The sequence below is a fragment of the Pseudaminobacter soli (ex Zhang et al. 2022) genome, assembly GCF_014595955.1.
Classification (GTDB): Bacteria; Pseudomonadota; Alphaproteobacteria; order Rhizobiales; family Rhizobiaceae; genus Kumtagia; species Kumtagia pseudosoli.
Window position 1 is genome coordinate 190,491 of record NZ_JABVCF010000005.1, and the last position, 17,943, is coordinate 208,433.

Here is a 17,943-nt window from a genome sequence, read left to right on the forward strand (position 1 = left end):
CTATGAGCGACACGCTTTACATCATCATCGCTGGCGCAATCCTCACCTATCTGACCCGCATTGGCGGACATCTGGTGCTTTCGCGGTTCGACCGGGTACACCCGCGCGTCGAGGCCGGCCTCAACGCCGTTCCGGCAGCGGTGCTGACTACGCTGGTGGCTCCCGCCGCCTTCTCGGCCGGCCCTGCGGAACTCGCCGCGCTGGTAGTCGCCGGACTCGTCGCGCTGCGATTCGGCACCATGAGCATGTTTTTTGCCGGCGCCGCAGTGCTGATCGCGCTGCGGCAAGTTCTGGGCTGAGGCGCCAGGGCATATGCGTAGGTTGGAATCCCACCCCTAACCCCTCCCCACAAGGGGGTGGGGGACGATCTCGCCCCTGTTGCCGCTAAAAATCGTCAACGATTGGTGCTGGGTGGCAGTGCCGCCAAATTCCCCTCCCCCTTGTGGGGAGGGGTTAGGGGTGGGGGGTGATGCCAGATGGTCCGCGCCAACTCAGGCCTTAATGTCCTTCGGCAGCGGCGCAGTAGCCTGCTCTAGCCAAGCGAGCGTCTCGCCGTCGAGCATCGGGCCGATCTCGCGCAGGACCCGGGCATGGTACTCGTCCAGCCAGTGGATCTCCGGGCGGGTGAGCCACTCAGTCTTCAGCATGCGCTTGTCGAAAGGGGCTAGCGTCAGCGTCTCGAAGCCGTGCATGGCGATGTCGCCGCCCTCCACCTCTTGCTCGGGCGTGACGAGGATGAGGTTCTCCAGGCGGATGCCGTACTGGCCCTCCTTGTAGTAGCCGGGCTCGTTGGAGAGGATCATGCCGGTGAGCAACCTGTGCATGCCGGTCTTGGCGATGCGCTGCGGACCCTCGTGGACCGAGAGGAACGAGCCGACGCCATGCCCGGTGCCGTGGGCATAGTCGAGGCCGTGCTCCCATAGCGCGGTGCGCGCCAGTACGTCGATGTCGCTGCCGCGGGTTCCGGGCGGGAAGCGCAGCATCGAAATCCGAATCATGCCTTTCAGGACGAGCGTGTAGCGCTCGCACATCTCCTCGGTCGGGGTGCCGACCGGGACGGTGCGGGTGATGTCGGTCGTGCCGTCCTGGTACTGTCCGCCGGAATCGAGGAGGAAGAGCTCGCCGTCACCCAGCTTGCGGCTGGTCGCGCGCGACACCCTATAGTGGATGATGGCGCCGTTCGGGCCGGCGCCGGAGATCGTCGAGAAGGAGACGTCGCGCAGCGGCATCTGGGTCTCGTCACCGGTGGTGCGGCGGAACTCCTCCAACTTCTCGACCGCCGCGATCTCGTCGATCGTGCCCGGCTGCTGCCGGTCGAGCCAGCAGAGCATCTTCGCCATGGCCGCGCCGTCGCGCCTGTGTGCCGCGCGAGTGCCGGCGATCTCGGCGGCATTCTTGGTGGCGCGAGGCACGCGGGCCGGATCGGGCGCCTCGACGACCTTTCCGCCATTGTCGAGCACGAGGACGCGCAGGCGCTCGGCCGCCAGATGCGGGTCGAGCGCGATCGCCGCACCCGACTGGGCAAGGGCGGCCAGGTCGCTCTCAAGCTCGCCCGGCTCACGGAGGTCGGCGATCTGTGTGAGATACGCCTTTGACTTGATGGGCAGCTTGCGCTCGTCGATGTAGATCTTCGGCGCACCTTCGGCGGCGAGCACGGCAAAGCCGAGGGCGAGCGGCGTATGCGGCACGTCCTTGCCACGGATGTTGAACGTCCAGGCAAGCGACGAGGGATCGGTCAGCACCGTGTGGGTGGCCCGGTGCTTGGCGATGTCGGCCGCCAGCCGCGAAAGCTTGTCCTTGGTGAGTTCGCCGGCAAATTCGATCGGCTGGATCTCGATCGGCTGCAGCGGGGCATCGGGCTGATCCGACCAGAGCGCGTCGATGGGATTGCGTTCCACCGACACCAACTCGGCGTCCCGGCTGTCCAGTGCCTGGCGCAAGCGGCGCGCATCCTCGATTGTGCTGAGCCACGGATCGAAACCGATGCGCCAGCCGCGGGCCGCATTCTCCTTCAGCCATTCGGGCGGAGGATTGGTGACCAGGCTTTCGATCGTGAAGACTTCGGTATCGACCTGGTGGCGGGCCTGGAGCGTGTAGCGGCCGTCCACGAAGAGGATGGCGCGCTCGCGCAGGATCAGCGCCGCTCCGGCCGAGCCGGTGAAGCCGGTCAGCCATGCGAGTCGCTCCGAGCGGGCGGCGACGTACTCCCCCTGATGCTCGTCGGAGCGCGGCACCAGGAAGCCGTCGAGGTCGTTGGCGGTCATCCACTCGCGAAGCTCGCTGACGCGCCCGGCACCGCGGGTCGGGTCGCTCACGTCGTCGAAGCTCTGGAACATCGTCTCGTCCTTCCCGGAGTGTGAGTGCGGGACCGTATCGCCAGCCACCCGTCAAGGCAACGAGCCGAGGGCCCAAGCGCAACACACTCAGGTTAACGCGAGCATCTCCCAGGGGCGCCCGCCAGGTGCGGCTCAGTGCTTCAGGTGGATGGTGACCCAGCCCTCGCGATGCAGCGTGGTCACGTGCCGGAAGCGCTGGTCCATATAGGCCGCGATCACTGCATCGCCCTGCCGGTCCAGTATGCCGGACAGGATCAGCGAGCCGTCAGGCGACAGATGCCTCGCCATCTCGGGCGCGAGGTCCATCAACGGTCCGGCCAGTATGTTGGCGACGATCAGATCGAATGGGCCATTGGCGGCGAATGCCGGGTGGTCGAAGCCGGTCGCGGTGGCGGTGTTAACCAGGTCCGCGACGCCGTTGAACCTGACATTTTGCTCAGCGACACCGGTTGCGACCGGGTCGATGTCCGTCGCCAGCACAGGGATGTGCGCCAGCTTGGCGATGCCGATTGCAAGGACGGCACTGCCCGTCCCGAGGTCCAGCGCGTTGCGCGGCTTCTCGTTCGAGACAACACGTTCAATCATCTCAAGACATCCGGCCGTCGTGCCATGGTGCCCGGTGCCGAAGGCCAGGCCAGCCTCGATCTCTATGGCAAGATCGTCGATGTGCCTGAGGTGGCGATCGTGGCTGCCGTGAACGAAGAAGCGGCCAGCCCGCACCGGTTTCAGGCCTTCGAGTGAACGCGCCACCCAGTCGACATCGGGCAGTTCCTCGCGCGATACCGGCTCGGCATGACCATGGCTGGTCAGGATCGACGTCATGCGGCGCTCGGCGTCTGCAGGGTCGCCGTCGACATAGAGCGAGATCTCCTGGATGCCCGCCGCCTCGTCGACTTCGATGGATGCGAGCGGCAGTCCGTCTTCTTCGAATTCGAGCTCAAGCAGTGTGAAAAACTGCTCGGCAGCTTGCTTGCCGGCGGTGAAGAATAGGCGTGTCTGGCTCATGCGCGCCTGCTCAGCCTTCCGTCACGAGGCGCTTCAACTTGGCGACCGCAGTGTCGGCATTCTCGCCGTAGGCGATGGTGCCGAAGAAGCCGCCGTTGCGGTCGAGCAGCAGGACGGAGGCGGTATGGTCCATCGTGTAGTCGCCGCCCTCGAGCGGCACCTTTCGCGAGTAGATGCCGAAGGACTTCGCCATGGCTGCGACCTTGTCCGGTTCACCCGTGATGCCGGTGACGCGGTTCGAGACGTTGCTGACGTAAGTGTTCATGATCTCCGGCGTGTCGCGCTCCGGATCGACTGAGACGAAATAGGCGCGGATGTCCTTGCCTTCGTCACCTAGCTTCTTCAGCCAACTGTCCATCTCGATCAGGGTGGTGGGACAGACTTCCGGGCAATGCGTGAAGCCGAAGAAGACGACCGAGGGATGCCCGCGAAAGGCGGCCTCTGTCACCTGCGTGCCCTTCTGATCCACCAAGGCGAATGGCGCGCCAAACGCTTCCGTGCCCGAGCCGCGGTACCAGTCGAAGGTAAGCCAGCCTACACCCGCTGCCATCGCCACGAGTATGCCGATCAGAATTCCGCGCATCATTGTAATCAGCCTGTCTTAAGCGAAGGTGGGGCTTGCTGAAGCCGGCCTAGAAACACCAGGAAAGGCCGGACTGTATCATCGCCACGAATATGTCCGGACCCTTCGCCTCCCAGGCCGCGAAAGCACCGCCGGTCGCACCCGCAAGCAGCAGTGCAGCCGCGGTCCATCTCGCGGCGGAACGGATGCTGTGGCTGCCTGGCAAGGTCATGCCCTAGTGATAGCCGTCCTGGCGTCATTTCGGAAGGGGCATGATGCCGCTCATTTTCTTGGCGCTCACTTGCATCGGCGGTCCCTCTGCACCACGTCAGGCGGCGGCAACTCGGCAGGGAGATTTTGATGCGCTTCGTCATTGCATTCGTTGGCGGCAGTCTTCTCGCGCTTTTCGCAGGGACCGCATCGGCCCAGCGCGTCGGCGAGGTCGGGGTGGACTGGCTCGGCAACGACATCATCGTCGAAGCTATCAAGGATCCCAAAGTTGAGGGCGTGACCTGTCACGTCTCGTTCTTCGAACGCGGCGTGATCGATCGGCTGCAGAAGGGCAACTGGTTCGAGGATCCATCCGATTCCTCGATCGCCTGCCGCCAGACCGGCCCGATCACCATCGGTGACATCGCTCTCGGCAAGAGTGGCGAGGAGGTGTTCAAGCAGGGCATCAGCCTGATCTGGAAGAAGCAGGTGGTGAACCGCATCTACGACCGGGAGAACAATACGCTGATCTACCTCTCGCATTCGCGGCAGGTGCAGCAGGGATCGGCGAAGATGTCGATTTCCAGCATTCCTCTCTTCGGGCAGCAGGTGGTTTGGACGAAGGGCAAGCCGGAGTGAGCTTGCCGGCGGCATGGAGGCCGCGTAAAGCCCGGGAATGACCGGGCCAGACCTGCGCTTCAAGGACTCCGAACCTCGCATCCATCCGACGGCCGAGCTCAAGTCGTCGCGGCTGGGGCGCTACGCGGTCATCGGCGAGCGGGTGATCCTGCGCGAGGTTACGGTCGGCGACTTCAGCTATTTCGAGCGCCATGCCGAGGCTATCTACACAACCATCGGCAAGTTCTGCTCGATCGCGGCCAACACCCGGATCAATGCGCTGGAGCATCCGATCGAGCGCGTCACCAGCCACAAGGTTACGTATCGGCCCAACGAGTTCTTCCGCTTCCTCGGCGTCGACAGCGAGTTTCGCGAGAGGCGGCGTCAGAAAGCTGTGGTGATAGGTCATGACGTGTGGGTGGGGCACGGCGCGGTGGTCATGCCGGGCGTCACGATCGGAAATGGCGCCGTTGTCGGGGCAAATGCTGTCGTTGCGAGGGATGTGAGGCCGTTCGAAATCGTTGCCGGTGTTCCCGCTCGACCGCTGCGAATGCGGTTCGATGACGGGACGGTCGCCCGAATCGAGCGCCTTGCCTGGTGGGACTGGCCACTCGATAGGCTAGTGGAAGCGATTCCGGACATGCAGCAGCTCTCGATCGAGGCTTTCCTCGGCCGCTGGGAAGAACAAACGTCAAAAGGTTAGTTGGTCTACCACCTCCTGCATCAATGTCGGCGGTCGAAAGCTCGTCAGGTCCCCTGCGTAACCTGCCAGGCGCCGCGTTATTCATCGAAGTTTCGTGGAACCTTACCGAGTCACGCGGATTTTTCTGGCGAGGGCCAACCAAAGGAGATGGACAGATGAAACGCAATCTTCTGATTGCCGCTTCCGTTGCAGCGATGGCCGCTTTCACAGCGCCCAGCTTCGCCGAAAGCCCGGCGCAGTCCAAGGACCAGGATTCCACCGGCCAGACCCAGATCAATCCGGCAGCGCAGCAGCTCAATGCGGAGTCCGACACGGGCACCGACATGACGACCACCGCCAGCATCAACAGCGTCGATACGCTCGTCCCGGTGATGGCTACGGGTACGACCGTCGCCGGCCAGGTGCAAACGATCAAACAAGTATCGAACGTCAAGGTGGTGCGTGTGAACGACTGGGCCAGCGCCAACAAGCAGGCCTGGGACGCGGCGATGAGCCAGAACATGCGCCCGGTGAATGATCTACGCGCTGCTCTGACCGCGAACACGGTGGTCAGTGCGCGGCTTGCCGAGCAGCAGGTCATGCCGTCGAACGTCGTGGCAAGCCAGATCCAGCCCGACGGCTCGATGGTGGTCTATGTGTATGACGGCGCGTGACGTTAGCCGTCTGAGTACCTGAGTAAGTGCCGGCCTTCGCGCCGGCACTTTCTTTTCTGGTGCAAGGCTTGGACGGTCGAACTTCTTCGTCTGCGTCAATTCCAGGGCCGCTTTGGCGGGCATAAGGAGGCTAGCCCCCGAAGTCGAAGCAGGCGGCGACCGTCCGAGGAAAAGATGTCCGCATTCGCCTTGTCGCTCGTGCTATCCGCCGCCGTGCTCCACGCGAGTTGGAACGCGCTGGTCAAGGCAGCCTCCGACCGAGCGCTGGTACTTGCAGCCGTCGCCTCTGCTCACGCCATGGCTGGCCTCGTGCTGATCTGGATTTCCGAGCCGCCGTCGCTGGCCAGTTGGGTGCCGATCCTCCTCTCCACGCTGATCCACTACGTCTACTACGCTCTGCTGTTTCAGGCTTACCGGCTGGGCGACCTCAGCCAAGTCTATCCGATATCGCGCGGCCTGGCGCCGGCGCTCGTTGCGCTCGGCGCGCTAGCCCTCATAGGCGAGATGCTGCCGCCGGCCGGCTGGGCGGGTCTGATTGCGATCTCAGGCGGCATCTGCCTGTTGGCGCTGCAGAGGGGGGCTGCTCATGCAGATCCGCGTGCGGTGGGTGTCGCCCTGCTGCTCGGACTGACCATTGCCAGCTATTCGGTGGCCGACGGCATCGGCGTCCGCATTTCCGAGAGTCCGACCGGCTATATGGGCTGGCTGTTCCTGCTGGAAGCGCCTGTCTTCTTCTTCATCGTGTGGAACCGAAGGCGGCTCAAGGGCACTGTGGACTGGAGGGTGTACGCCATCGGTCTGCTTGGCGGGCTCTTCTCCGTCACCGCCTACGGCACCGTGCTCTATGCCAAGACGATCGCGCCGATCGGCGCCGTATCCGCAATTCGCGAGTCCAGCGTCGTCATCGCGGCATTGATCGGCGTTCTCTTCTTCGGCGAGCGTCCATGGGGCGGACGGCTTGCTGCCGCCTTGATCGTTGCAGCGGGCGTGCTGACGCTGGCCGTCTCAGGCTGAGACGAATACGGCTGGCGCGCCGCATCCATGCGACAATTTTTCGTGGAACCAAATTCCCTACTTCACGTTTCGACCCTCTAGCGAAAAGGGGCGGCACCTAGGGGGATTGATTGGATAACGAAGAACGACAGCCTGCGCCGCTGGGCGAAGATGACCGGTACAGGCTGCTTGTCGACGCGATCACCGACTATGCGGTCTACATGCTGGACCGGGACGGTTTCGTGGTGAGTTGGAACCCGGGCGCGCAACGCTTCAAGGGCTACACTGCCGATGAGATCATTGGACAGCATTTCTCCCGCTTCTACACGCCGGAGGACAAGGCAAAGGGCTTTCCGCAACGGGCGCTCGACGTGGCGGCCCGCGACGGTCGTTTCGAGTCAGAGGGCTGGCGCTTGCGCAAGGATGGCAGCCGCTTCTGGACGCATGTCGTCATTGATCCGATCCGTGCACCCAGCGGCGAACTGATCGGCTACGCCAAGATCACCCGGGACCTGACGGAGAGAAGGGCCACCGAAGCGGCGCTGAAGAGAAGCGAGGAGCAGTTCAAGCTGCTCGTGCAGGGCGTCACCGACTACGCGATCTACATGCTCAACAAGGATGGCACGATCGCGAGCTGGAACGTAGGTGCCCAGCGCATCAAAGGCTATTCGCCGGAGGAGATCATCGGGCAGCATTTTTCCCGATTCTACCCTCCAGAGGATCGGGCAAGGGGCGAGCCCGAAAAGGGCCTAAAGATCGCCACCGAGGAAGGCCGGTTTGAGAAGGAAGCCTGGCGCATCCGCAAGGACGGGACGCGTTTCTGGGCCCATGTCATCATCGACGCCATCAAGGACGAGAGTGGCGACCTGATCGGCTTCGCCAAGGTCACGCGTGACATCACCGAGCGGAAGGATGCGCAGAGGGCGCTCGAGGAAGCGCGCGAGGCGCTGTTCCAAGCCCAGAAGCTCGAGGCCATCGGTCAACTGACCGGGGGCGTGGCCCATGACTTCAACAATCTGCTGATGGTGATCATCAGCAGCCTGGAACTGATGCGCCGGCGCATTCCGGATGATCCGAAGCTGAAGTCCCTCGTGGAAAACGCGACGCAGGCCGCGCAACGAGGCGCCACGCTGACGCAGCGCATGCTGGCCTTCGCCCGCCGGCAGGAACTTCAGAGCGAAGAGATAGATCTACCGGATCTCGTGCGCGGCATGCGCGAACTGCTGCAGCGTTCGCTGGGCCCCACCATACGCATAGAGACGCGCTTTCCGCTGTCGCTGCCCCGAGTGCGCACGGACGTCAACCAGTTGGAATCAGCGCTGCTCAACTTGGCCGTCAATGCACGCGATGCGATGCCGAAGGGTGGACCCATCATCATCGCCGCGCGCGAGGAGACCATAGAGGCTCGAACGCCAGGCCTCAAGCCCGGCCACTATGTCTGTTTCTCCGTCCAGGACTGCGGGGAGGGCATGGATGAGCAGACGCTCGCCCGCGCGACCGATCCGTTCTTCACCACGAAGGGCGTGGGGAAGGGCACGGGTCTCGGCCTTTCCATGGTGCAGGGTCTTGCCGAGCAGTCCGGAGGACGGCTCGTGCTGCACAGCCGAAAAGGCGAAGGCACCACCGTTGAAATCTGGCTCCCCGCCGTGACGCCAGCCGAGGTCGAGATCACGGCAAAGCAGCCCGTGCGTGAAGCGGAACCGGCCCGCGGGCCTGCTCTCACCGTCTTGGCGGTGGACGACGACGCGCTCGTCCTGATGAATACGGCTGCCATGCTGGAGGATCTCGGGCACCGGGTGATTGAAGCCCATTCGGCCCGCAAGGCTCTGGACATGATCAAGGGCGACGAAGCAATCGATCTCGTCATAACCGACCAAGCCATGCCAGGCATCACAGGGCTGGAACTCGCCGAAGCGATCAGGACGACGCACCCTGGAATGCCGGTCGTGCTGGCAACCGGCTATGCTGAGCTTCCCGAGGGATTGCAGAGCGAGTTGCCGCGGCTGTCGAAACCGTTCGGCCAGCGCGAGCTTCAGGCAGCAGTGAAGGCCGCCACTGAGGGGAAGGGGAAAGGAAGCCAAGTGGTGCGTTTCGCGCGCCCGGGTGGAAACTGAGCGGACGGGCCGTCTCGTTCTGATGTCCAATTATGACGAAAGAACCGGCGAGGCCTGGCCCCGCCGGTTCTGTTTCGGTCAGATTGAGCCGGAGCCTCTTTCGCTGCTAGAGCCGGAGCCCGTTCCGCTCGCGCCGGCAGAGCCAGTCGCGCCCGAACTCGAGGAGCCGGTCGCCTGGCTGCCATAAGTCGACGTCGAAGCGCCCGTCGAACGCGTCCCCGAACTCGAACCGCTCTGGCCCATGGAGCGCGTCGGTTGATCGGAAGCCGTTGCCATCTTGGCTGCCATCGGGTCGATTGGCTCGCGGACGCGCAAATTGTTCTGGACGTGGCGGACGCCGGAGACGTCTTCGGCGATATCCTCGGCCCGTCGCTTGGTCATCCTGTCGTCGACGAGGCCGGAGAGCGTGACCTCGCACTGGCTGACCATCACTTCTATGTCGCTGGCGTCGACCCAGTTGTCGTCGGTGAGGCGATCGTTCACGTCCTCGCGGATGCGGTCGTCCGAGCGCATGTAGTTGCGAGGGCCGCGGCCACGATGGCGACGATCCATTTCGCGCCGGCGTTCCGCGTCGCGGTCGCCGAACCAGGAAGACACCTCGTCGCTCGCCTTGTCCCAGAAATCGCGCCCGCCCTCGGAATAGCCGCGTTCGCCGCCACCATAGGGACTGCCGCTAGACCAACGGCCCGGGCCGACCTGGCCGCGATAGCCGCCACCATAGTCCTGGCGGCCATAGCCGCGGCCGCCATAGTCGCGATCGCTGCGCGAGTAGCCGCTGGTCTGCGGGAAGGAGCCGGAGCTCTGCCATTCGTTGAGCGAGCCGTATCCGGAGCGGGAGGCGGTTTCCCAGTTTTCGAAATCGCTGCCCTCGCCATAGCCTCCACCGACGTAGCCGCCGCCCCTGCCGCCGAAGCCTCCGCCATATCCTCCGTAGTCGCCGCCTCCGCGGCCGTAGCGGCCGCCTTCGTAAGAGCCGCCGCCTTCGCCGGTATAGCCGCGATCCTCGAAGGAGCCGCCGCCATATCCGCCGCGCGAGCCGTAGCGCTGGTCATCCTCGGCCCAGGAGCCGGTCTGCCGGCCGCCATAGCCGCGTTCGCCCTGCCAGCCGCCACCGCCCTGCTGGCGGTAGTCCTGGCTGTACTGATCTTCCTGCCAGCGGCCGCCACCGTAGTCGCTACCCTGCTGGCGGTAGTCGCGACCCTGCTGGTTCTCCTGCCAGCGGCCGCCGCCATGACCGCCGCCGAACTGCCGGCCGCGATCCTCATATTCGTCGCGGCCGTAGCCGCCGCGATAGCCTCTTCGGTTGTCCATGTTGAGCTCCCTGGAAAGGTGTCTATGCCCCATGTTCAAAAACTCGCGGGGAGCGGTCCTGTTCCGGAAATTCGGGGGAGAGGCTCCCATATCCCCCATGCGCGGGAGAAAGGAATTTTCACGATCGCAGTTGGAGCACCGCGACGGGCTTAGCTGAGGCTAAGTCATCGAAAATCTAAGGCAGGGGCTTTCACTAGCCCTCGACTTTCGCGCGCAACTGAGCCTTCTCCTCCTCGTTAAATGACCGCCAGTCGCGGTTCTCGATCGCACCGGCCAGAGCATAGAGCGCGTTCAGGCTGATCTGCCGTCCGAATTGGAACTTCAGGCGCCGGTAGGCGTCCACGGCGCCAAGCCGCCGCAAGTCGGCCTCGGTGGCGACGCCGATCTCGTCCAGAAACCACGCGGTCCTCGGTCCGAGATTGGGCAGGGAAGCCAGAGGATGCAGCGTACTGTTCGGCAAGGAGAAAGATCCTGCGAAATTGTAGAAATGTTAGCAGAATCGCCGGAAGGAAGGAACGCGGCCCGGGGAGGGCGCTTTATTTCTCTCTTCGTGGCGGGTGAGCAGTGGACGAGAAGCCCCTCTCTGGATCTACTACTTAGCTTCCCTTACGCCCTTCGGGCTACTCCAGCTATATTTGTGAAATTCCTTTCTCGCCCGCAAAGGGGGAGATAGAGTTGCGCGGCCGGAACGAGGCCTCTGTACGCACGCCCCAGTTGCTCAAGCGGGAGGGGAGATGCCGCATCCGATCAACATCAAGCGTGTCTATGAGCCGGCGGGCGAGGCGGACGGGTTTCGCGTGCTGGTCGATCGGGTATGGCCGCGCGGCATGACGAAGGAGAAGGCGGAAGTCGATCTCTGGATGAAGGACATCGGCCCCTCCACGGACTTGCGCAAATGGTTCAGCCACGATCCGGAGCGCTGGGAGGAGTTTCGCCGCCGCTATCGCGAGGAACTGGCGAAAGAGCCCGAACTGATCGAGGAACTGCGCGGCTATGCGAGAAAAGGCCCGCTGACGCTGGTCTATTCGGCGAAGGACGAGGCGCACAACCAGGCGGTAGTGATCAGGGAGGTGGTGAAGGGGTGATGAGGCGCTCCCGCCTCAGCCGGCCTTCTCGAATCGGCGGTCGGGAATGAACCACATCGCTGCGACGGCGACATAGATGGCAACGCCGATCCAACGACTCGCAAAGGTGAGCGGAATGGCCGCCAAATAGGCTGCCAGCGAGATCTTCTCCTTCCATTCGGTGCCGATTGCCTTGGCAAAGGGAGAGTCCGGACCATGGGAACGACGCAGGGTGAACTCGAGCACCGAGTATGAGATGGCGCACATCAGAAGGTCGACCCCGTAGACGGCGACCGGGACGGTGGCGAATTCGTTCGTGCCCATGAAGGCGGTCGCCACCGGCAACAGCGACAACCAGAAGAGCAGGTTGAGATTGGCCCACAGGACGTGCCCGTTCACGTGATGCACCAGATGGAGCATGTGATGGTGGTTGTTCCAGTAGATGCCGACATAAACGAAGCTGAGCACATAGGAGAGGAAGGTCGGCCACAGCGGGATCAGGGCGTTGAAGTCCTCGCCATGCGGCACCTTCAGTTCCAGCACCATGATGGTGATGATGATGGCGATCACGCCATCCGAGAAGGCTTCCAGACGCCCCTTGGGCATGGTTCCCGCCTCCGGCGGTCTCCGATGAAACGGGTCGGCTGGCCTCAAACGGCGTTGACGAAGCCGTCCAATACCTTCTTCTGACCCGCCTTGTCGAAATCGATCGTGAGCTTGTTGCCCTCGATCGAGGCGATGTTGCCGTTGCCAAACTTCTGGTGGAACACGCGGTCGCCGACATTGAAACGGGACGGGGTGTCGGCCACCGATTTTGCCACCAACTCGCCCTCGATCACGCGGCCCTTCACCGAGCCGCGGCCGGCGCCGTAGCCCGAATCGGTCTCGCCATAGCCGATGCGCTCGACCTGGTGGCCCGAACGGGTGCCCCAGTTGCGGTCGGTCGCCTCGGTGCGGTTCTGTTGTGCGCGCTGCCAGCCCGGCGTCGCATAGGTGTTGGAGAAGGAGCGCCCGGCCGCGCCGCCCTGGTCGCCGCGCGCGGAATAACCGCCGGATGGCGAGCCGAGGCTGTCGAAGCGCGAAGCTCCGTAGGGATTGCGCCGGCCGGCGTCGCCAAACCCGCCCCCGCGGCCGGAGCCGTACGGATTGCCGTAGCCGCCATAGCTCGTGCCGCCTTCCGCAACTTCGACATGCGCCTCGGGCAACTCGTCGAGGAAGCGCGACGGGATGGTCGACTGCCACAGCCCGTGGATGCGCCGGTTGGAGACGAACCAGATGTGCAAATTGCGCTTGGCGCGGGTGACGCCGACATAGGCGAGCCGGCGCTCCTCCTCCAGCCCGGATCGACCCCCCTCGTCGAGCGCACGCTGGTGGGGGAAGAGGCCTTCCTCCCAGCCGGGCAGGAAGACGGTTTCGAACTCCAGCCCCTTTGCCGAGTGCAGCGTCATGATCGAGACGGCGTCGAGTTCCTCGTTCTGCTCGGCGTCCATGACCAGCGCCACATGCTCCAGGAAGGCGCGCAGGCTCTCATACTCCTCCATGGAGCGGATAAGTTCCTTCAGGTTCTCGAGCCGCCCCGGTGCCTCGGCCGAGCGGTCGTTCTTCCACATCTCGGTGTAGCCGGACTCGTCGAGGATGATTTCGGCGAGCTCGGTATGCGGCGTGGTTTCCAAAAGCTCCTGCCAGCGGGCGAACTGCGCCGCGAGTTGGCGAAGAGCGGCGCGCGGCTTCGGCTTCAGCTCGTCGCTCTCGGCGAGCGTGCCGGCCGCCTCGAGCATGGGCACGCGCAGCGCGCGGGCGGTGTCGTGCACCTGCCGCACCGCCGCTTCTCCCAGGCCGCGTTTCGGCACGTTGACGATGCGCTCAAAGGCGAGGTCGTCGGCCGGCTGCGCGACGACGCGCAGATAGGCCATCGCGTCGCGGATTTCCTGGCGCTCGTAGAAGCGCGGACCGCCGATGACGCGGTAGTTCAGGCCGAGGGTGACGAAGCGATCCTCGAACTCGCGCATCTGGAACGAGGCGCGGACGAGGATCGCCATGTCGTTGAGGGCGTGGCCCTTGGTCTGCAGGGCCTCGATCTCGTCGCCGATGGCGCGGGCCTCTTCCTCGGAATCCCAGGCGGCGTGGACGACGACCTTCCCGTCATCCGGGTCGGGGGCCTCGGTGAAGAGCGTCTTGCCGAGCCGGCTCTCGTTATGGGCGATGAGGTGCGAGGCGGCGCCGAGGATGTGGGCGGTCGAGCGATAGTTGCGCTCCAGGCGGATGACGGTGGCGCCCGGGAAATCGTTCTCGAAGCGCAGGATGTTGTCCACCTCCGCCCCGCGCCAGCCATAGATCGACTGGTCGTCGTCGCCGACGCAGCAGATGTTGACCGTGGCTTTACCCTCCCCCTTGAGGGGAGGGTGGCCGGACGCAATCCGGCCGGGAGGGGGCGGTTCTGCAATGCTCGGCGCCTTGGTGGTGCCTTCTGAGAGTACCCCCTCTGGCCTGCCGGCCATCTCCCCCTCGAGGGGGGAGAGACCCCGGCCGCCAGGCCGGTTCCCCTCCTTTGGCCTCTGCGCCAGCAGCCTCAGCCACATGTACTGCGCGGTGTTGGTGTCCTGGTACTCGTCCACCAGTATATAGCGGAATTTTCGCTGGTACTCGGCCAGCACGTCGTGATGCTGCTTGAAGATCCGGATCGGATGGCAGAGCAGGTCGCCGAAGTCGCAGGCGTTGAGCGTGGTCAGCCGATCCTGATAGGCGCGGTAAAGCTCGCGCCCTTTGCCATTGGCGAAGGCGCGCGCGTCGCCCTCAGGGATCTCGGAGGGGCCGAGCCCCTTGTTCTTCCAGCCGTCGATCATCTGCGCGAACTGGCGCGCCGGCCAGCGCTTGTCGTCCAGCCCCTCGGCCTGGATGATCTGCTTGATGAGGCGGATCTGGTCGTCGGTGTCGAGGATGGTGAAGTCCGAGCGCAGCCCGGCAAGCTCCGCGTGGCGGCGCAGCATCTTGACGCCAATCGAGTGGAAAGTGCCGAGCCAGGGCATGCCCTCGACCTGCTCGCCGACGAGCAACCCGATGCGCTGCTTCATCTCGCGCGCGGCCTTGTTGGTGAAGGTGACGGCGAGGATCTGCGACGGGTAGGCGCGGCCGGTCGCGAGGATGTGCGCGATGCGGGTCGTGAGCACGCGCGTCTTGCCGGTGCCCGCGCCGGCGAGCACCAGCACGGGACCCTCGGTCGTCTCGACCGCCTGCCGCTGCTCCGGGTTCAGCCCGCGCAGGTAGTCGGGCGCGCGGTTCTCACCGCCCCGCGCCGCCATGGCGCGCGCGGCAATGCCGGAGGGTGCCTGTGGGCGCGCGGCGGCATCGTTGAACGGCGTGTCGTCAGGAAGGTCTTGCATGCGGGCAATGTAGTGATTCTGGGGCGAAAGGCCAGCAAAGCGGCATGATTGGCGTCCCCCCGCAACAAGCTAAGTCCGGTGGCGTCGGTGCTTCCTGGCGCCGAAGTTCATGAAGGCGTGCCTGGCGCCGTGCAGGCAAGCGCAACCTGCCTGCGCCGGCTTGGGAGCAGGCGGCTGGAATGCCGGTGGCGACCGATCGGTCTAAAGGCCGAAATGCCCTTTCAGGCCAGGCACCGATTCGACGATGTCGTCGACGAGTTGCGGGTTGGACGCCTGCTTCGCCTGTTCGACGAACGATGCGCCGGTCTGTCGTATCTGCGGTATGTCCAGCCCGGCGGCCTGCAGTTGTGCCACGCCCTGGATGAGGGCGCCGGCTCGCGATCCGAGCAGGCTGCCCAGCGCCGAACTGAGCAGTCCGGCCAGGCCGCCGGCGGATTGCTGGGTATCCTCCGCCATCACGTCATATCGGGTCGCCAGATCGTCGGCACCGGGAATCGCAGCGAAGAGTTCTCCGACCCGGGTGCCGTCCGCCTCGTGCTTGAACACCGACAGGAGGATACCGACCGCCTTCTCGGCGGTCGATGGGTCGATGCCGACCTGGTTCGAGATGTTGGTGACGATGTCTTGGATTTGCATGGTCATGGCGCTATCCCTGTGTCTTGAGACGGGCGTTGCAGGCACTCCAGAACTGCGGCCATTTCTGTCCGGCGGGCAGCGTTCCGGCCGCCTTGTCATGCTGCCACTCGGCGCTGCATTCATGGATGCGCTGACGGAAAGCGGCCTCGCCCGGGCTCAGGGGCCTCCCACCAGGCTTGGTTGCCGGAGCCGCCTTGGTAATGGAGCCCGTCGTTTCCGGATCCGGCGGGATGGCGGCGGCGTCAGACTTGTCGTTCTTTATCGCGGCGCTGCACTCCGACAGGAAGTCGGACCACTTCTTGCCCTTCAGCGTGCCGGCGGCCTTCTCGGCCTGATACTGGTTGCTGCAGATCTTCTGGACCGACTGGTGCTCCGGCTTGGGCGGGACGGCAGCCGCGCTTTTGTTCTTGGGCGTGGTCTTTGGCTGGGCCGCTCCCTGCTTTGGGCTGCTCTTTTGCGGGGGCGCGGCGGTGTTCTTCAGCCTGGCGCTGCATTCGGACAGGAACTGGTTCCAGGTCTTGCCGCCAAGCTTCCCCGCAGACTTTGCATCCTGATACTCCTTGCTGCAGGCCTTGGTCGCGGCCTGCGCGGCGGTATCGGCCGCAAGTGATGGGACAGGGGCGGCAACCAGCACTGCCCCTAGGATCGCCACGGCGCTTGCGGCAGTCAGCATCGAAATTTTCATGATCTTGTCCTCCTTCGGAGCAAACGCGGCGCAGACCGCGTCGCGAAGGGATTGCTCAGGAACTTCGAACTCGATGCCGGGAGGACGCTCGAGGCGAAGCCTGCGAGGAATTCTGGCGCCTTATTCGGGTAGGCGCGCTTTGATCATGCTCAAATTTTTCAGAAAGTTGAGTTTTGAGCGTTGCTTTACACCCCCCTCTGTCTTGCCGGACATCCCCCTTCAAGAGGGGAGGTTGGCAACCTGCCTCACCCCCAACGTAGAAGGTTGGCGAAACCAAAGCGGCTGGCCTGATCTCCCCCTTGCGTGGGAGATGGCCGGCAGGACAGAGGGGGCGCGAATAGGCGCGGTAACTTACGGCTTGTCGTATTCGTTGCGCAGGTTCGTGACGACGCGGCGGTTCTGCACCTTGCAGGAGCGATCGGTACAGTCGCGCACCTCTCGGTCCTTGCCGTAGCCCTTGGCCCACATGCGATTGCGGTCCACGCCCCTGGTGGCGAGATAGACCATCACCGCGTCGGCCCGCTTCTGGGAAAGCGTCACCTGTGCGGCTTCCGACCCGGCATCGTCCGCGAAGCCTTGCAGTTTCACCAGCCAGCGGGGGTTTGCGGCCAGCCACTCCGCCTGCTTGTCGAGGGTGGTACGGGCCACCGTATCGAGTTCCGCCGAATTGGCGGTGAAGAAGGTCCGGCGGCCGACATTGAGGATGAAGTCTTCCTCGCTGCCGGATTGCATGTTGGCGAAGCCTGCAGCGGGGTCGTTGGTGTTGCCGACCTCGTTCGGATTGACGGCGGCGACTTGCGGCGCCTCCATTCGCGTCGAGGTGCAGGAGGCGAGTGCCAGCAGAAGGGCGGCAGCGGAAACCCGCAGGAAGCGATCGGACGACAGCATCATTTTGTGAAAGGTCCTAAAGGGTGTCCGGTTCTTCCGCCCGGCTGAGCGATTTCTCAGCCTGCTCAGCGAGGTGAGGCAGGACCTGGACGAGCGTGCCGACGGGGCAGCGCTGATAGAGGTCGATGACGTCCTCGTTGAACATGCGGATGCAGCCGGAGGAGGCGTCGGTGCCGATGCTCCAGGGTGCGACGGTGCCGTGGAACCGGTAGCCGGTATCGGTGCCATCACGGTGCAGATACATGGCGCGCGGCCCGAGCGGGTTATCCGGCGCGCCGCCCGCTACGAACTTCGGCAACTCGGGATGCCGCTTCAGCATTTCCGGCGGCGGCGTCCAGCCAGGCCAGAGCGCCTTGCGGTCGATCGTGGAGCGGCCGTACCATTTGAAGCCTTCCTTGCCGACACCCACGCCGTAGCGGATCGCGGTCTTGTTCTCCATGATCAGGTAAAGGAAGTGGTTGCGAGTATCGACGACCACCGTGCCCTGCGGCTCGCTCGACTTGAATTTTACGACCTGGCGGTGCCACTTCTTGTTGATCTTGGCGAAATTGGTCTTTCGATAATTCACGCCATTATCGACCGCCGTGCCAGTGAAGTAAGAGTTCGCGGCGGCGTAGGTCTCGCTACCAACAGTGCCAGCGGCAAGCATCGACACGCCGCCCAGCACGACGTCGCGCCTCGATAGAATCATCTTTGGTATTCCCCTCTCGAAGTTGCTTAGAGCATAATGCAGACTTCTTCCCAGTTAAAGATGATTGATGGTTTTCGCCCGTCTTACGAAGGCT

General features: G+C 64.2%; 18 protein-coding genes. 7 read left to right on the forward strand and 11 right to left on the reverse strand.

The genetic code is table 11. The annotated features are described in order from the left end of the window. Positions 1 to 2 precede the first annotated feature (2 nt). Positions 3 to 299, forward strand: coding sequence for an AzlD family protein (locus HUI96_RS11315; protein WP_188254760.1), 297 nt, complete (start codon positions 3 to 5; stop codon positions 297 to 299). Between the two features lie 192 nt (positions 300 to 491). Here the strand turns inward: HUI96_RS11315 and HUI96_RS11320 are convergent, their stop codons facing one another. The 3 genes from HUI96_RS11320 to HUI96_RS11330 all read right to left on the reverse strand — a co-directional run bounded on the left by HUI96_RS11320 (position 492) and on the right by HUI96_RS11330 (position 3,927). Beyond that, positions 492 to 2,336: an aminopeptidase P family protein gene (locus HUI96_RS11320; protein WP_188254761.1), complete on the reverse strand. Its 1,845-nt coding sequence runs from the start codon at positions 2,334 to 2,336 to the stop codon at positions 492 to 494. 132 nt (positions 2,337 to 2,468) lie between these two features. Next, positions 2,469 to 3,341, reverse strand: coding sequence for a 50S ribosomal protein L11 methyltransferase (locus tag HUI96_RS11325; protein ID WP_188254762.1), 873 nt, complete (start codon positions 3,339 to 3,341; stop codon positions 2,469 to 2,471). Positions 3,342 to 3,351: 10 nt separating this feature from the next. Continuing rightward, the gene (locus HUI96_RS11330) at positions 3,352 to 3,927 is read right to left on the reverse strand and encodes an SCO family protein (RefSeq protein ID WP_188254763.1); all 576 of its coding nucleotides are present in this window, start codon (positions 3,925 to 3,927) and stop codon (positions 3,352 to 3,354) included. Between the two features lie 336 nt (positions 3,928 to 4,263). On the opposite strand from HUI96_RS11330, the gene HUI96_RS11335 reads away from it, so the two are divergent. The 5 genes from HUI96_RS11335 to HUI96_RS11355 all read left to right on the forward strand — a co-directional run bounded on the left by HUI96_RS11335 (position 4,264) and on the right by HUI96_RS11355 (position 9,194). Continuing rightward, entirely contained in the window at positions 4,264 to 4,752 is a 489-nt protein-coding gene (locus tag HUI96_RS11335; RefSeq protein ID WP_188254764.1) for a CreA family protein, read from the forward strand. 37 nt (positions 4,753 to 4,789) lie between these two features. Then, positions 4,790 to 5,434 (forward strand): DapH/DapD/GlmU-related protein, encoded by a 645-nt coding sequence (locus tag HUI96_RS11340; RefSeq protein WP_188254765.1) that lies wholly within the window; start codon positions 4,790 to 4,792, stop codon positions 5,432 to 5,434. A gap of 155 nt (positions 5,435 to 5,589) precedes the next feature. After that, positions 5,590 to 6,087 carry a hypothetical protein gene (locus tag HUI96_RS11345; protein ID WP_188254766.1) on the forward strand — a complete coding sequence of 166 codons (498 nt, stop codon included), beginning with the start codon at positions 5,590 to 5,592 and terminating at the stop codon, positions 6,085 to 6,087. A 174-nt stretch (positions 6,088 to 6,261) separates the two neighbouring features. After that, positions 6,262 to 7,101, forward strand: a complete 840-nt coding sequence (locus tag HUI96_RS11350) for an EamA family transporter (RefSeq protein ID WP_188254767.1) — start codon at positions 6,262 to 6,264, stop codon at positions 7,099 to 7,101. Between the two features lie 110 nt (positions 7,102 to 7,211). Continuing rightward, positions 7,212 to 9,194 carry a hybrid sensor histidine kinase/response regulator gene (locus HUI96_RS11355; RefSeq protein ID WP_188254768.1) on the forward strand — a complete coding sequence of 661 codons (1,983 nt, stop codon included), beginning with the start codon at positions 7,212 to 7,214 and terminating at the stop codon, positions 9,192 to 9,194. 78 nt (positions 9,195 to 9,272) lie between these two features. On the opposite strand, the gene HUI96_RS30250 is transcribed toward HUI96_RS11355, so the two are convergent. Together HUI96_RS30250 and HUI96_RS11365 are read right to left on the reverse strand one after the other, a co-directional pair. Beyond that, positions 9,273 to 10,505 (reverse strand): BON domain-containing protein, encoded by a 1,233-nt coding sequence (locus HUI96_RS30250; RefSeq protein WP_188254769.1) that lies wholly within the window; start codon positions 10,503 to 10,505, stop codon positions 9,273 to 9,275. A gap of 193 nt (positions 10,506 to 10,698) precedes the next feature. Further along, entirely contained in the window at positions 10,699 to 10,965 is a 267-nt protein-coding gene (locus HUI96_RS11365) for a TfoX/Sxy family protein (RefSeq protein ID WP_188254770.1), read from the reverse strand. Between the two features lie 274 nt (positions 10,966 to 11,239). On the opposite strand from HUI96_RS11365, the gene HUI96_RS11370 reads away from it, so the two are divergent. Beyond that, positions 11,240 to 11,590: a DUF488 domain-containing protein gene (locus tag HUI96_RS11370; protein WP_188254771.1), complete on the forward strand. Its 351-nt coding sequence runs from the start codon at positions 11,240 to 11,242 to the stop codon at positions 11,588 to 11,590. A gap of 15 nt (positions 11,591 to 11,605) precedes the next feature. Here the strand turns inward: HUI96_RS11370 and HUI96_RS11375 are convergent, their stop codons facing one another. From HUI96_RS11375 to HUI96_RS11400, 6 genes are all read right to left on the reverse strand, one after another. Next, complete coding sequence (locus HUI96_RS11375) at positions 11,606 to 12,175, reverse strand: TMEM175 family protein (protein ID WP_188254772.1); 570 nt, start codon at positions 12,173 to 12,175, stop codon at positions 11,606 to 11,608. Positions 12,176 to 12,219: 44 nt separating this feature from the next. Then, a complete protein-coding gene (locus tag HUI96_RS11380; protein WP_188254773.1) occupies positions 12,220 to 14,949 on the reverse strand; it encodes an ATP-dependent helicase in 2,730 nt (909 codons plus the stop codon). 201 nt (positions 14,950 to 15,150) lie between these two features. Further along, complete coding sequence (locus tag HUI96_RS11385) at positions 15,151 to 15,591, reverse strand: DUF2780 domain-containing protein (RefSeq protein WP_237684082.1); 441 nt, start codon at positions 15,589 to 15,591, stop codon at positions 15,151 to 15,153. Positions 15,592 to 15,595: 4 nt separating this feature from the next. Next, positions 15,596 to 16,270, reverse strand: a complete 675-nt coding sequence (locus HUI96_RS11390) for a hypothetical protein (RefSeq protein WP_188254774.1) — start codon at positions 16,268 to 16,270, stop codon at positions 15,596 to 15,598. Between the two features lie 351 nt (positions 16,271 to 16,621). Beyond that, the gene (locus HUI96_RS11395) at positions 16,622 to 17,161 is read right to left on the reverse strand and encodes an OmpA family protein (protein WP_425299212.1); all 540 of its coding nucleotides are present in this window, start codon (positions 17,159 to 17,161) and stop codon (positions 16,622 to 16,624) included. A 13-nt stretch (positions 17,162 to 17,174) separates the two neighbouring features. Then, positions 17,175 to 17,849: a L,D-transpeptidase gene (locus tag HUI96_RS11400; RefSeq protein ID WP_188254775.1), complete on the reverse strand. Its 675-nt coding sequence runs from the start codon at positions 17,847 to 17,849 to the stop codon at positions 17,175 to 17,177. Positions 17,850 to 17,943: the final 94 nt, after the last annotated feature.

What these genes read in the sequence shown, in the direction of transcription:
- HUI96_RS11315 (WP_188254760.1), top strand. Translation starts at nt 3, where the DNA reads ATGAGCGACACGCTTTACATCATCATCGCTGGCGCAATCCTCACCTAT.
- HUI96_RS11320 (WP_188254761.1), bottom strand. Translation starts at nt 2,336, where the DNA reads ATGTTCCAGAGCTTCGACGACGTGAGCGACCCGACCCGCGGTGCCGGG.
- HUI96_RS11325 (WP_188254762.1), bottom strand. Translation starts at nt 3,341, where the DNA reads ATGAGCCAGACACGCCTATTCTTCACCGCCGGCAAGCAAGCTGCCGAG.
- HUI96_RS11330 (WP_188254763.1), bottom strand. Translation starts at nt 3,927, where the DNA reads ATGATGCGCGGAATTCTGATCGGCATACTCGTGGCGATGGCAGCGGGT.
- HUI96_RS11335 (WP_188254764.1), top strand. Translation starts at nt 4,264, where the DNA reads ATGCGCTTCGTCATTGCATTCGTTGGCGGCAGTCTTCTCGCGCTTTTC.
- HUI96_RS11340 (WP_188254765.1), top strand. Translation starts at nt 4,790, where the DNA reads ATGACCGGGCCAGACCTGCGCTTCAAGGACTCCGAACCTCGCATCCAT.
- HUI96_RS11345 (WP_188254766.1), top strand. Translation starts at nt 5,590, where the DNA reads ATGAAACGCAATCTTCTGATTGCCGCTTCCGTTGCAGCGATGGCCGCT.
- HUI96_RS11350 (WP_188254767.1), top strand. Translation starts at nt 6,262, where the DNA reads ATGTCCGCATTCGCCTTGTCGCTCGTGCTATCCGCCGCCGTGCTCCAC.
- HUI96_RS30250 (WP_188254769.1), bottom strand. Translation starts at nt 10,505, where the DNA reads ATGGACAACCGAAGAGGCTATCGCGGCGGCTACGGCCGCGACGAATAT.
- HUI96_RS11370 (WP_188254771.1), top strand. Translation starts at nt 11,240, where the DNA reads ATGCCGCATCCGATCAACATCAAGCGTGTCTATGAGCCGGCGGGCGAG.
- HUI96_RS11375 (WP_188254772.1), bottom strand. Translation starts at nt 12,175, where the DNA reads ATGCCCAAGGGGCGTCTGGAAGCCTTCTCGGATGGCGTGATCGCCATC.
- HUI96_RS11380 (WP_188254773.1), bottom strand. Translation starts at nt 14,949, where the DNA reads ATGCAAGACCTTCCTGACGACACGCCGTTCAACGATGCCGCCGCGCGC.
- HUI96_RS11385 (WP_237684082.1), bottom strand. Translation starts at nt 15,591, where the DNA reads ATGACCATGCAAATCCAAGACATCGTCACCAACATCTCGAACCAGGTC.
- HUI96_RS11390 (WP_188254774.1), bottom strand. Translation starts at nt 16,270, where the DNA reads ATGAAAATTTCGATGCTGACTGCCGCAAGCGCCGTGGCGATCCTAGGG.
- HUI96_RS11395 (WP_425299212.1), bottom strand. Translation starts at nt 17,161, where the DNA reads ATGATGCTGTCGTCCGATCGCTTCCTGCGGGTTTCCGCTGCCGCCCTT.
- HUI96_RS11400 (WP_188254775.1), bottom strand. Translation starts at nt 17,849, where the DNA reads ATGATTCTATCGAGGCGCGACGTCGTGCTGGGCGGCGTGTCGATGCTT.